Origin of the sequence: Lactobacillus leichmannii (assembly GCF_024701915.1) — a bacterium.
GTDB lineage: Bacteria > Bacillota > Bacilli > Lactobacillales > Lactobacillaceae > Lactobacillus > Lactobacillus delbrueckii.
Genome location: NZ_QOCY01000044.1, coordinates 25,870 through 39,099, shown reverse-complemented (window position 1 = coordinate 39,099; position 13,230 = coordinate 25,870). Strand labels below are relative to the sequence as shown.

General features: G+C 53.1%; 13 protein-coding genes. 2 read left to right on the top strand and 11 right to left on the bottom strand.

All coding sequences use genetic code 11. From position 1 onward, the window contains the following. Positions 1 to 13 precede the first annotated feature (13 nt). Positions 14 to 571, bottom strand: coding sequence for an aminoacyl-tRNA hydrolase (gene pth / locus DS743_RS05345; RefSeq protein ID WP_003612856.1), 558 nt, complete (start codon positions 569 to 571; stop codon positions 14 to 16). A 165-nt stretch (positions 572 to 736) separates the two neighbouring features. Between pth and cbpA the strand changes: the two genes are divergently transcribed. Continuing rightward, complete coding sequence (cbpA, locus tag DS743_RS05340) at positions 737 to 1,435, top strand: cyclic di-AMP binding protein CbpA (protein ID WP_141372479.1); 699 nt, start codon at positions 737 to 739, stop codon at positions 1,433 to 1,435. Between the two features lie 53 nt (positions 1,436 to 1,488). Here the strand turns inward: cbpA and alr are convergent, their stop codons facing one another. The 9 genes from alr to DS743_RS05295 all read right to left on the bottom strand — a co-directional run bounded on the left by alr (position 1,489) and on the right by DS743_RS05295 (position 10,536). Further along, a complete protein-coding gene (alr, locus tag DS743_RS05335; RefSeq protein ID WP_002878684.1) occupies positions 1,489 to 2,619 on the bottom strand; it encodes an alanine racemase in 1,131 nt (376 codons plus the stop codon). Continuing rightward, positions 2,603 to 3,028, bottom strand: a complete 426-nt coding sequence (gene acpS, locus DS743_RS05330; RefSeq protein ID WP_013439088.1) for a holo-ACP synthase — start codon at positions 3,026 to 3,028, stop codon at positions 2,603 to 2,605. Before acpS ends, alr begins: the two co-directional genes overlap by 17 nt. An 85-nt stretch (positions 3,029 to 3,113) precedes the next feature. Next, positions 3,114 to 4,559, bottom strand: coding sequence for a degradosome RNA helicase CshA (gene cshA / locus DS743_RS05325; RefSeq protein WP_035183879.1), 1,446 nt, complete (start codon positions 4,557 to 4,559; stop codon positions 3,114 to 3,116). 9 nt (positions 4,560 to 4,568) lie between these two features. Then, positions 4,569 to 5,936, bottom strand: a complete 1,368-nt coding sequence (locus DS743_RS05320; RefSeq protein ID WP_002878688.1) for a UDP-N-acetylmuramoyl-tripeptide--D-alanyl-D-alanine ligase — start codon at positions 5,934 to 5,936, stop codon at positions 4,569 to 4,571. Between the two features lie 107 nt (positions 5,937 to 6,043). Beyond that, complete coding sequence (locus DS743_RS05315; RefSeq protein WP_002878693.1) at positions 6,044 to 6,295, bottom strand: type B 50S ribosomal protein L31; 252 nt, start codon at positions 6,293 to 6,295, stop codon at positions 6,044 to 6,046. A 99-nt stretch (positions 6,296 to 6,394) separates the two neighbouring features. Then, positions 6,395 to 7,666: a UDP-N-acetylglucosamine 1-carboxyvinyltransferase gene (murA, locus tag DS743_RS05310; protein WP_003616900.1), complete on the bottom strand. Its 1,272-nt coding sequence runs from the start codon at positions 7,664 to 7,666 to the stop codon at positions 6,395 to 6,397. A gap of 120 nt (positions 7,667 to 7,786) precedes the next feature. Further along, positions 7,787 to 9,406, bottom strand: a complete 1,620-nt coding sequence (gene pyrG / locus DS743_RS05305) for a CTP synthase (protein ID WP_002878695.1) — start codon at positions 9,404 to 9,406, stop codon at positions 7,787 to 7,789. A gap of 116 nt (positions 9,407 to 9,522) precedes the next feature. Beyond that, complete coding sequence (gene rpoE / locus DS743_RS05300) at positions 9,523 to 10,092, bottom strand: DNA-directed RNA polymerase subunit delta (protein WP_003616896.1); 570 nt, start codon at positions 10,090 to 10,092, stop codon at positions 9,523 to 9,525. A 45-nt stretch (positions 10,093 to 10,137) separates the two neighbouring features. Continuing rightward, entirely contained in the window at positions 10,138 to 10,536 is a 399-nt protein-coding gene (locus DS743_RS05295; protein WP_002878700.1) for a YwiB family protein, read from the bottom strand. A 138-nt stretch (positions 10,537 to 10,674) separates the two neighbouring features. Between DS743_RS05295 and DS743_RS05290 the strand changes: the two genes are divergently transcribed. After that, entirely contained in the window at positions 10,675 to 11,988 is a 1,314-nt protein-coding gene (locus DS743_RS05290; protein ID WP_035183881.1) for an HD domain-containing protein, read from the top strand. Positions 11,989 to 12,059: 71 nt separating this feature from the next. Here the strand turns inward: DS743_RS05290 and DS743_RS05285 are convergent, their stop codons facing one another. Further along, positions 12,060 to 13,040, bottom strand: a complete 981-nt coding sequence (locus DS743_RS05285) for a ribose-phosphate diphosphokinase (protein ID WP_016395853.1) — start codon at positions 13,038 to 13,040, stop codon at positions 12,060 to 12,062. Positions 13,041 to 13,230: the final 190 nt, after the last annotated feature.

The following is a 13,230-nucleotide window of genomic DNA, read 5'->3' as shown; positions in this document are numbered from 1 at the left end:
CGTGTGCTTGTCTTTAATTGTAACGGTTCATTAAATACTGGGCGTCTTTGCCAGCGATAAAGTCGTCAATGATCTGATCAACCTTGGCAAAGCTGGCTTCCAGCTCCTTTTGCTGGTCGGGATTAAAAGGAGTCAGGACCCAGGAAACCACGCTCTGCTTGTCCGGGTGCCGGATGCCAATCTTCAGGCGGTTGAATTTCTCAGTCCCCAGGCAGGCAATGATGCTCTTGATCCCGTTGTGGCCGCCCGACTTGCCGCCGGCCCGGATCCGCAGCTTGGCGATTGGCATGTCCATGTCGTCGTGGATAACTAGGATGTCGCTGGGGTCGATCTTGAAGAACTTGGCCGCCGCGCCCACGGCTCTGCCGGATTCGTTCATGTAGGTCTGCGGCTCCATGAAGATCACGTCCTCGCCCGCCACTTTCTCCTTGGCGTAGAGGGCCGTGAACTTGTCGCGGTCCAGGCGCAGGCCTTTTTCATCTAAATAGTGATCCAGGGCCATGAAGCCGGTATTATGCTTGGTTTTTTCATATTTAAGGCCAGGATTGCCCAAAGCAACGATTAATTTCATCAAAAGTCTCCTCACTTGCTGTATCTTAATAATTTTAGCACAACTGGCAAAAATCTTACGCTTTCCTGTCTTTTAACCTGTCTTTAATTTTTTCTGCATGCTATAATGTGAAAGTATGAGATAAGAAAACATTTACATGTAAATCCACATAACGGAGGTTATCCTATGTTAATCAAATCACTGGTCATCAAGAAAGACTACCTGACGACTGTCAACGAACATGCTACCCTGGAAGAAGCCTTGAAGGTACTGGAAAGCTCCGGCTACCGCTGCGTGCCGATCCTGGATGACAGCGGCAAGATCTTCCGCGGCAACATCTACAAGATGCACATTTACCGCCACAAGTCCCAAGGCGGGGACATGAGCCTGCCGGTAACCTACCTCTTGAAGAACGCCACCAAGACCATCAAGATCAACACGCCATTCTTCCAAGTCTTCTTTACCATCAAGGACTTGCCTTACATTGCTGTTTTGGACACTGACAACACCTTCTACGGCATCTTGACCCACGCCCGCCTGCTGGACATGCTGTCCTCAGCCTGGAACATCAAGACCGGGGCTTACGTCTTGACTGTCTTGTCAACCAACGACAGCGGCAACTTGGCCAAGATGACCAAGATCATCGCCAAGTTTGTCAACCTGGCCGGGGCCATGACTCTGGACGCGCCAGCCAGCGAATTTGACGGCAAGTACGTCCGCCGGACCCTCTTCACCCTGCCGCAAGGGACCCCGGAAACTGAACTGAAGGCCATCTGCAAGAAGCTCAAGGCCAAGGGCTTCCCAGTCGTTGCCGTTGAAGACCTGGCTGCCGGCATGAACATTATGAGCGAAGAAAAGCCAGGCGTCTTCTTGAACGAAGAATAAGCAAAAGCATATTAAAAACCTCCGAAGCAAAATTCGGAGGTTTTTTCCTGATCTTATTCGTTATCGTAAATCCGGTCCAGACGGTCGTTAAACTGGCAGGCCACTTCATAGTGGATGGTATCCAGCCAGTCAGCTGCCCGGCGCAGGCTGTTTGGCGCTGCCGGATCAGCTGAGATCAGTTCAACTGGCGTGCCAGCCGGCACTTCCTTGGGCAAAAGAACCATGAACTGGTCCATGCAGACCCGGCCGACGATCGGGCAGTAAGTGTCCCCAACCTTGACCTTGAAGCCCTGGAACTTCCGGATCCAGCCGTCAGCGTAGCCAACCGGCACGGTCCCGATCCATTCGTCTTCTTCTGCGATGTGGGTTGACCCGTAGCCGACCCCGTAGCCCTTGTGGATCTGCTTGACATAGGTCAGTTCACTGACAAAAGACATGGCCGGCTTAAGGGCAAAAGCAGGCTCTAAGTCCCGGCTGCCTGGGGCTGATGAAGGGTTGAGCCCGTAGAGGCCAATCCCGAAGCGGACAATATCGCTGGCTACGTCCTTGTCAAAGAGGATGGCCGCGGTATTGTCCACGTGGATCCACTTTGGCTTGACCGTCAGCAGGCTTTCCATGTGCTTGAAGCGCTTGACCTGGTAGTCAAAGTAGCTGGCATCAGCAGAGTCAGCGGAAGCAAAGTGGGTGAACATCCCTTCCACAAAGAAGGCATCATTGCCTTGCAGATATTCGTTGACTGCCTTGAAGTCTTCGTCTTCGCTAAAGCCGATCCGGCCCATGCCGGAGTCGATGGCCAGGTGGATCTTCAGCTGCAGGCCTTCCTTGCGGAGGACCTTTTCCGCTTTCTTGAGCCAGTCCAGGCTGGACACCGGCAAAGAAATGTCGTTGACGGCAGCCAGGGCGGCTTCTTCAGCCGGTTGCAGGCCCAAGACCAGGATTGGCTTGACGATCTGAGCCCGGCGTAGTTCCAGCCCTTCATCCAGCATGGCCACGCAGAAGCCGTCTGCTCCGGCTTCTTCCATCACCGGCGCCAGGCGCGATGCCCCATGCCCGTAGGCATTGGCCTTAACCACGCAAAAGAGCTTCTGGCCCGGCTTCAAGTGGTCCTTGGCCTGCCGGGTGTTTTCCTTGATAGCAGCCAGGTTGATATGCAGGGCTGCTGGTCGATTAACTGCTGTGATCATTTTTCCTCCCAGATAACAGGTGCGATAGTTTGCCGATCGCGCGGCGCCAGCCGGCCGGCTCTTCAAGCACGACCACGGCGACGATCTCGTGATCATCATGCGCGATGCTGGAAAAAATCCGCCCCGTAAAAATCCGCGACGTCGTTACGGGCGCTCCGGACTCAGTCCTCAAGGTTTCCACGTCTTCAAAGGAAACTGCCTGGCCAATCCCGGATCCCCAGGCCTTGGAGAAGGCCTCCTTGATGGCGAAGCGACCGCCCAGGTACTCAATCTTCCGCTTATGAGTCAAGTCCTGGTACTGAGCAAATTCCCGGTCGGTCAGAACCTTTCGGGCAAAGCCGTCCCCCCGGTCAACGACCTTGGCGATCCGGTCCACCTCAATCTGGTCCACACCGATATTTTTGATCATCTTTCCACCTCACGCTGTTTAAATAATAGCACAAAGAGAAAAAGGCCGGGACAAAAGCCCGGTCCTTTTTACTTTTTTTAAAAATTTAGCCCTTCCGGCCGTGGAACTTAAAGCCTGGCTTGCGCTTCTTTCTGTCAAAATTGCGCTTGCCCTTGAAGTTATTGTTACCGCTCCGGCTGCGGCTACCGCGGCCGCCTGAGTGCTTGCCCCGGTAAGAGCGAGGGTTTTCAGGGGTGATGGTAACCGTGACCTCGCTGTCGTTAGAGAGTTCCTTCAGCAAAGCAGCGGCGATGTCTTCAGCTGAGTAATTTTCCAGCAGCTTTTCCGCCGCGTCGTCATACTTGCTCAAATCCCCGCTCAACAGGTCGTCCACCTTCAAGACCGCCTGCTTCATCTGCCCGGCAAAGGCCTGGGCGTCTGTCGGCGGACGCAGAGGAGACATCTTCTTCTTGGTCAAGTCCTCGATAGTCCGCATGTAGCCGATCTCGTTTGGCGTCACGAAGGTCACGCTCATCCCGCTCTTGCCGGCCCGGCCGGTCCGGCCGATTCTGTGGACGTAGGAGTCCGGGTCTTGCGGAATATCGTAGTTGTAAACATGGGTAACCCCGGAAATGTCCAGGCCCCGGGCAGCCACGTCAGTAGCCACCAGAATGTCAAGCTCCCCTTCCTTGAAGCGCTTGAGCACCTGCATCCGCCGGGCCTGGGTCAGGTCGCCGTGGATGCCGGCCGCGTTGTAGCCCCGGGCAACCAGGCCCCGGGTCAGTTCGTCAACCCGGCGCTTGGTCCGGCCAAAGACCACGGCCAGGTCCGGATTTTCCACGTCGATCAGCCGGCACATGGTGTCGAACTTTTCGTTTTCCCGGACGCGGACGAAGTACTGGTCGATCAAATCAGCCGTCAGTTGCTTGGCCTGGATCTTCACGACTTGCGGGTCATGCATGAACTTTTCGCCCAAAGACTGGATTGGCTTTGGCATGGTCGCGCTGAACAAGAGGGTCTGGTCCCGGTTTTCAGCATAGGTTAAGATGCTTTCGATATCCTGGATAAAGCCCATGTCCAGCATTTCGTCGGCTTCGTCCAAAACAACTGTCTTGACGCCGTCCAGCTTGATGGTCTTGCGCTTCAAGTGGTCTAAAAGCCGGCCAGGAGTTCCGACCAGGATTTCCGGCACCTTCTTCAAGGCCCGGATCTGCCGGCCAATGTCCGCCCCGCCGTAAACGACCTGGACCTTGGCATTTTCGTCTCTGCCCAGGCGGAAAAGTTCTTCCTGGGTCTGGATGGCCAGTTCTCTGGTTGGTTCAATTACGATGGCCTGGATGGCTTGCTCCTGCTTGTCCAGGTCCAGCTTTTGCAGGATTGGCAGACCAAAGGCAGCTGTCTTCCCCGTCCCGGTTTGGGCCTGGCCGATCACGTCCTGGCCTGCCAGAGCCAAAGGAATGGTCTGGGCCTGGATCGGGGTGGCTTCTTCAAAGCCTGACCGCTTAATTGCCTTTAAGATATTATCGTTCAATCCTAGTTCAGTAAATTTCAAATTGTTCTCCTATTTCAGTCTGTCGAGGACTCGTTCCAGGTGCATCCCGTGGGACCCCTTCAGCAAAACGATGTCCTGGCTGTGGATGTCGCTCTTTAAATCATCGATTAAATGGCTCATCTCGTCTTCTGGGTAGTAGTGCAGATTCTGCTGGTCGTACTTGCCCAGCAGGGCCTGGTAAAGGTGGTTCATCTCCGGCCCGTAAAGGTAAAGGACGTTGATCTTGTCCGGGTCCAGGCAGGCAGCCAGACCCTTGTGCAGGTCGGCTGACCGGCTGCCCAGTTCCAGCATGTCGGCCAAAACCGCGATCCGGCGGCCGCCTTCACTGACTGGAACCTGGCCAAAGGAGGCAGTCACGGCCTTAACTGCCGTTGGGTTGGAGTTGTAGATATCGCTCATGATGTCTTCGCCGCAGTCGCCCTTTTCCCATTCCATCCGGTTGGCCGTTGGCACGAAGTTGGCCAGGCCAGCGGCGATTTCCTCGTCACTTTCCCCGAAGTGGCGGCCAACCAGAATAGCGGCCATGGCGTTAGCCACATTGTGGCGGCCGATCATTGGAATTGAGAATTCCCGGTCAGTCCCGTTAATCTTGAAGAAGGAATGGTGCATGGTGCTGCGGAGGTCACTGGCATGAATGCTGTCAGAGTCCGCGAAACCGAAGGTGGACTTGTCCTGGGAAAGCTTTGCGGCTCTTTCCGCCAGGAGGGGTTCATCACCGTTGTAGATGAATTCGCCGTCTTCTTGCAAAAAGTCCGTGATTTCCATCTTGGCGTCGGCGATCTTGTCCCGGCTGCCGAAGAATTCGATATGGGCTTCCCCGATCATGGTGATGACCGCCACATCCGGCCGGGCCAGCTGGCTCAGTTCATGCAGTTGGCCAGCCCGGTCCATCCCCATTTCCAAAACCAGGATTTCAGTGATCGGCTTCATTTCCAAAATGGTCATCGGCACGCCGATTTCATTGTTGAAGTTGGCCTGGGTCTTGTAAACGTTGAAGCGCTTGGCCAGAACCGCCGCCACCATGTCCTTGGTCGTGGTCTTGCCGTTTGAGCCGGTGATGCCGACCACGGTTGGGTTGACCTTCTGCAGGTAGTAGCGGGCCAGATCCCGCATGGCCTTCAAGGTGTCGGCAACTTCTAAAACCGCGATGCCTTCCGGCTTGTTTGGGTGGCCAGCTTCCCACAAAGTGGCGCTGGCGCCGGCTTCAATGGCTGAACCCACAAAATCGTGGCCGTCTCTTTCCCCCTTGATCGGGACAAAGAGGGCGCCCTGGCTAATCTTTCTTGAGTCAAAGGCCACTGAGGTAATGACCGTTTCTGCGTCCCCTTCACAACTGGTATTTAAGGCTTGGGCGATTTCTGCCAACTGCATTTTCATTCCAATGCTGCTCCTTGAGAATAACACTTAGTATATTATACGTTGTTTAGCGCTCTTCGCAATAAAAAAGCAACCCAAGAGGGCTGCTTTTAAAGTAAAGAGAACGATTAGTTCTTCTTGCTGAAGCCGTACTTCTTGTTGAAACGTTCGATTCGACCATCGGCTGCGGCAAACTTTTGCTTGCCAGTGTAGAATGGGTGGGAATCTGATGAAATTTCAACACGGATCAATGGGTAAGTGTTGCCTTCGAATTCAATAGTTTCTGATGACTTCAAAGTTGAGCCGGCAACAAACTTAAAACCAGTTGCTGAGTCCATGAAGCAAACTTCTTGATAATCTGGGTGAATACCTTGTTTCATAATTCTAAAACTCCTTTGCCATAGCCTTCTACAGGCCATAGATTAATCGGTTAACTCTAATATAGTACCACTATCCAGCCCGTTTGACAAGGGCTCAAGTTAATCTTCCACGTCCCGGATGACCACGTCAGCGCCCAGCTGGCGCAGCTTTTCTTCCACCCGGTCATAGCCGCGCAAGATGTTGCCAGCATTGTTGATCACCGTTTCGCCGTCAACCATCAAGCCCGTAAGCATCAAGCAGGCCCCGGCCCGGATTTCGTCAGCGTGAACCACCGCCCCGCGCAGGCGGCTGCCCGGTTGAACCAGAATGATGTTGTTAACGACTGTGATGGAAGCCCCCATTTTCTGCAGTTCCGGCACGTGCCGGGTCCGCTTCGGGTAGATCGGGTCGATGATGACCCCTTCCCCGGTCTTAGCCGTCAGCAAGAGCGGCGTAATTGGCTGCTGCAAGTCAGTCGCGAAGCCCGGGTAGGTCCCGGTTTTGACCTGGACCATGCGCAGGTCCCCGGCCGGGTAAACGAAGAGGGAGTCTTCATCAGTGTCGATCACCACGCCCATTTCTTCCACCTTGGCCAAAAAGGCGTCAAGGTGTTCAGCGATGATGTTGTGGATCCGGATCCCGTTACCGATGCAGGCTGCCATGGAAATGTAAGTCCCGGCTTCAATCCGATCAGGGATGATCGTGTGCGGCACCTTGGCCTCCAGGCGGTCAACCCCGTCGATTCTGATGGTGTCAGTCCCCGCCCCGCGGATCTTGGCCCCCATGTTGTTCAAGAAAGTTGCCAGGTCGATGATTTCCGGCTCCTTGGCCGCGTTTTCGATCACCGTCCGGCCGCTGGCCGTGACTGAGGCCATGATGATGTTCATCGTTGCCCCAACAGAAGCCATCTTCAGGTGAATCTGGGCCCCTTTCAACCCTTCATCAGGCGCGGTAATTACAATCTGCTCATTTTCATATCTAACGTCGGCGCCGAGGGATTGGAAGCCCATAATGTGCTGGTCAATCGGCCGCGGGCCAATGTCATCGCCACCAGGAAAACCTACAACCGCCTTGCCAAAACGACCGAGCAAAGCGCCCATAAAGTAGTAAGACGCGCGCAAGCTCTTAATCTTCCCAGCTGGCAGGGGACTCATCTTGATTTCAGTCGGGTCAATTTGCAGGGTCGTTTCGCGGAAGTCGCAGTGCACGTACATTTCGCTCAACAAGTCCATCAAATTGTCAACGTCGGCAATCCGCGGAACTGATTCCAGGGTCACCGGCGTTCTCGACAGGATTGAGGCCGGAATCAGCGCTACCGTTGAGTTCTTCGCGCCGCCAATCCAGATGTCGCCTTGCAGGGGTTTCCCTCCGTGAATTATCATTTGCTTCATTTGGGAAAGTAGTCCTTTTCTTTTGTCAAATTATCATAATAATGTTAATAGATCTTCGTCAAAAAAACAAGAGAAGAGGTTTCTCTTCTCTTGTCACTATCTATTATTATCGTACAAAATTTAGAACTTGTCGACCTGCAAACCGCTGGCTGCCCCAATAAAGCCCTTGAAGAGCCCTTCTGGCCGGTTTGGCCGGCTCAGGAATTCCGGGTGGTATTGAGCGGCAACAAAGAACTTCTTATCCGTGATTTCAACGATTTCCACCAGGTGGTTGTCTGGAGAAACACCTGAGAAGGTCATGCCGGCCTTTTCAAAGTCTTCCCGGTACTTGTTGTTGAATTCGTAGCGGTGACGGTGACGTTCCTGGATGACTTCCTGGCCGTCGTAGCATTCCCGGGTCTTAGTGCCGGCCTTCAGCATGGCTGGGTACAAGCCCAGACGCAAGGTGCCGCCGATCTTTTCCTGGTCGCGCTGGTCAGCCATCAAGTCAATGATGTTGTTCTTGCAGTTTGGTTCTGCTTCAGCTGAGTTGGCGTCTTCCAGGTGCAAAACGTTGCGGGCGAATTCCACGCTGGCCATCTGCATCCCCAGGCAGATCCCCAGGAATGGAATGTCGTGTTCGCGGGCGTACTTGATGGAAGTGATCATCCCTTCCAGACCCCGGGTGCCGAAACCGCCTGGCACGATCAAGCCCTGGGTGTCCTTCAAAAGTTCGGCTACATTGTCTTCAGTAATGTCTTCAGCCTGGATCTTTTCAACTTCGATCTTGCTGTTGTACAGGTAGCCGGCGTGCTGCAAAGCGTCAGTTACGGAAATGTAGGCATCTTCCAGTTCGACGTACTTGCCGACCAGAGTGATCTTGGTCTTGTACTTCAAGTTCTTGGCCCGTTCGTCCATCCGGCGCCATTCGTCCATGTCGGCAACCGGCTTCGGGCTGTCGATGTGGAGGAAGTCAACGACCTTCTGGTCAACGCCTTGTTCCTGGTAGGACAACGGCACGTCAAACAGAGATGGCGCGTCCAAAGATTCCACGATGTAGTCGACTGGAACGTCGGTGAAAGTGGAGATCTTGTCCTTCATTTCCTGCGGAACTGGCATTTCTGAGCGAAGAACCAGCATGTTTGGCTGGATCCCGATTGACCGCAGCATGGAAACTGATTGCTGGGTCGGCTTGCTCTTCAGTTCCTTGGCTGCCCGCAGGTAAGGAACGAAGGTAACGTGCACGTACATGACGTTTTCTGAGCCGACTTCCCGCCGCATTTGCCGGATGGCTTCCATGAACGGAGTTGATTCCATGTCACCGACCGTACCGCCGATTTCGGAAATAACCACGTCAGTGTCGGTCATTTGCGCTGCCCGCATGACCTTTTCCTTGATCATGTTAGTTACGTGCGGGATCACCTGTACAGTGCCGCCGCGGTAGTCGCCGCGCCGTTCGCGCTGCAGGACTTCCTGGTAGATCTTGCCAGTCGTCACGTTAGAGTACTTGCTGGTTCTAACGTCGACCAATCTTTCATAGTGGCCCAAGTCAAGGTCAGCTTCCGTACCGTCGTCAGTCACGAAAACTTCACCGTGTTGGTAAGGGTTCATCGTACCGGGGTCGATGTTGATGTATGGGTCGAACTTCTGCATGGTAACTTTTAAGCCGCGGTTCTTCAGCAAGCGACCAATGCTTGATGCAGTAATCCCTTTCCCCAATGATGAAACAACGCCGCCAGTCACAAAGATATATTTGGTCATTGAGCTCTCCTTTGAAAAATAATAAAAAAGCTCCCTAGCAATTAGGGAGCTAAACGCACATAGGGTGCCCACGCAAAATAATAACGACTTTTCAGCCGCAAGTCAAGGACAAAATCCTATTCTTCGTCTTCACCGTCATCAAGGTCGTCGTCATCCATTTGTGACAGCTGACCTTCGATCCCGTCTGGCAATGAGTCGTCATCTTCGTCGTCTTCATTGTCGTCGTAATCGTCATCGTAATTGTCGTCAGCGTCATCTTCGTCAGCGTCACTGTCGTCGGACAAGTCTTCGTCTTCTGGATCATCGTTTTCGTAGTCGATCACGTCATCGCCTTCAGTCGTGGCCAGGAAGGCATTGACCTTCCTGTGGTGCCTGCGAGTTGATGCTTCGTCGCCGTCGTCTTCTGGGTGGTCGACTTCTTCATCGACAGCTTCGAACTTGAACCAGGTCCGCAGGGCCCAGACATTTTCACCCATGGAAATGAAGCGGCCATCGGTGTTTATGTCCGTGTAAAATTGCGGCAAGCGCTGGCGAATTTCTTCGTCGCTCTTGTTCAGGTACTTTTGCATTTCGTTAACGATATCGGCAAAAGCCATTCTTTCGCCACGGTCTTCCAAAATTGCGTGTGCAACTTCAATCATTGACAATTCGTTGCGATCCACGTCTTTAAAATCAGCTAATCCCACAGTTGAACGTCCTCTCTATTCAATCTTGTCCATTTTACACGTCATTTAAGCAAAAATCAACGAGACGGCATAACTACCAATTAAGTCTACACCACTAAAGAGGTCATATTCAACTTCAAGTTGCTGACCAGCGGCATTTTCTTTCAATTCCAGGCGCTTGGTTTCCGACAAGAGATCCAGCTGCCGGCCCTCAACCACATACTTGCACTGCCCCTTCTCGCCTAAAATAAAATGCATTTGGGAGAAGTTGCTGTGGTCAGTCCCCCGCCGGATTAAGAGCTCCTGCTCTTTTACGAGCATCTTGACCGGCACCTTTTCCGCCTCGTAAAAAATTCTTTTCACCGCGCCGTCTTCCCGCAATTCGCCTTCTGCCTGCTGGCGGATGGTTTCCGTTTGCTCGCCCTGGGTAATCTTGCTCGTCAAATCGATCTTAATCTTGCTCATCTTTATAAAAAAATCTTCTCCTTTAACAGCCGCAAGCAGCGGCCTCTGGCAACTTTTGCTATAATTTCTATAGCTAATCAAGCACATCTTACTATGTTTTGGCAAAAATATAAAACAATAAGAATGGAGGATTTACTTTTGACAAAATTTGACAGTCCTAAACTGGCCCGCGAAGTCGTCGTCCGTGACCCGGTCCACGGCTATATCCACCTGGACACTCAAGTGGCCCTGGAAGTCGTCCGCTCGCAAGAATTCCAGCGGATGCGGCGGATCAAGCAGCTGGGCCCGACGGCCTTCGTCTTCCCCGGCGCCACCCACACCCGCTTTGAGCACAACCTGGGCGTCTACGAACTGGCCCGACGGATCAGCAACCTTTTTACTGACAAATACCCTAGTCGAAGCACCGGCGACGGACTCTGGGACCCCAGCGAAAACCTGCTGGTGCAGATGGCCGGCCTTTTGCATGACATCGGCCATGGCCCATACTCGCACACCTTTGAGCACCTTTTCGGCACCAACCATGAGCAGATCGGCCAGCAGATCATTCTGGATCCTTCCACTGAGGTCAACCAGGCTTTGAGCAAGGTCGACACGGACTTCCCAAAGGCGGTGGCCAGCGTGATCGCCAAGACCTACCCTAATCCCCAGGTGGTCAAGCTCATCTCCAGCCAGGCGGACGCCGACCGGATGGACTACCTTTTGCGGGATGCCTACTTCACGGGGGCTTCTTATGGGGAATTCGACCTGTCCCGGATCTTGCGGGTCATCCGCCCTTATGAAAAAGGGGTTTGCTTTACGGCTAACGGGATGCACGCCGTTGAAGACTATATCGTCTCCCGCTACCAGATGTACCAGCAGATCTACTACCACCGGGTCAACCGGTCCATGGAGGTCATCCTTCACCACCTTTTGAAGCGGGCCCAGTACCTCTACCAGGAAAAAGAACTGCCGGTTACGCCAAGTTTAGCCAGATTTTTGGCCGGGACCTGGGACTTGCAAGACTACTTGAAGATGGATGACGGGGTCATAGAGACCAACTTCAGCATGTGGACTGAGTCCAGCGACCCGGTTTTAGCGGACCTAACCAAGCGCTACCTCTTCCGGCGGCCTTTAGCCAGCGCGAAGATCAACGAAGAAAGCAAGCAGCTTTTACCGCAATTAAAGGACTTGATCAAGAAGGCCGGCTTTGACCCGGACTACTATACCGGAGTAGGGTCAGCCTTTGACGAGCCATATGACGCTTATAAGCCAAGTGGCAAGAACGCCAACAGCCAGATCGAGATCATGCAGGAAGACGGCAGCTTGATTGAGTTGTCCCAGCTCAGCCCCCTGGTCAAGGCCTTAAACGGAACCCTGCAGGGCGATGAGCGCTTCTTCTTCCCGGTTGCCATGCTCAAGCAGGCAGATTTTCAGCAGTACCTGAAAAACGGGGAATTGCTTACGAAAAAATAAGGCAAAAGAATAATTTCCAAAAGGAAACAACCGTTGCAGAATTTGCAGCGGTTGTTTTTGCATACAGGTCCTTACTTGTCCTTGTACTTGTTAGCGTCGTAACGAGTGTCAAAGAGCGGACTCATTGGCTTGTGTTCCATGATCAGCTTGATAGCGTCACCCATCAAAGGCCCAACGGAAACGAGAATCATCTTATCGAGGTTCTTTTCGGCTGGCTGTTGGATTGAGTCGGTCAAGACCAGGCTCTTGATTACGGAATTGTTCAAGCGGTCTACGGCTGGGCCGGACAAAACGGCGTGGGTCGCGCAGGCGTAAACTTCGGTAGCACCGGCGTCCTTCAAGGCCTGGGCAGCCAGGGTGATAGTGCCGGCAGTGTCGATCATGTCGTCAATCAAGATGGCCCGCTTGCCCTTGACGTCACCGATGATGTTCATGACTTCGGAAACGTTGGCCTTTGGCCGGCGCTTGTCGACGATGGCGATTGAAGTGCCCAGGAATTCAGCTAATTTTCTTGCCCGGGTAACGCCACCGTGGTCTGGAGAAACGACAACAGCGTCTTCTTCCAGGTGGTTGCTCAGGAAGTAGTCAGCCAATAAAGGAGCGCCCATCAAGTTGTCGACAGGGATGTCGAAGAAACCTTGGATTTGCGGAGCGTGCAGGTCCAGTGAGAGGACGCGGTCAGCCCCGGCAGCTTGAATCATGTCTGCGACCAGTTTAGCAGTGATTGGTTCTCTGGCCCGGGTCTTCCGGTCTTGACGAGCGTAGCCGTAGTAAGGCAGGACGATGTTTACGGAAGCGGCACTGGCCCGGCGGACAGCGTCGATCATGATCAAAAGTTCCATAAGGTTGTCGTTGACCGGCGCGCTTGTGGATTGGATCAAGAAGACGTCCTTGCCACGGACAGAATCGTCGATGTCGACTTGAATTTCACCGTCGCTGAAGCGAACGACGCTTGAGGTTGAAAGCTTTAACCCCATCCGCTTAGCGATCTTTTCTGCCAACGGTTTGTTTGAGTTAAGCGCAAAAAGCTTGATGTTGTCCTTGTAAGACATAATTCCCTCCGAAAAAAACAGCATTTAACAGTTCTATTCTAACAAAATCCGGCATTCTTTTGTTGGAAAAAAGGGATTTGTGTTCAGTTTTTAAGCAAAAAATTCCTCTTACTCCTGTTTTGACCTGAAAGAAGAGCAAGAAAGCCTTTTGTTTTTCAAGCGGATAGAAAAAATCGTCTGTTTTCGGGCA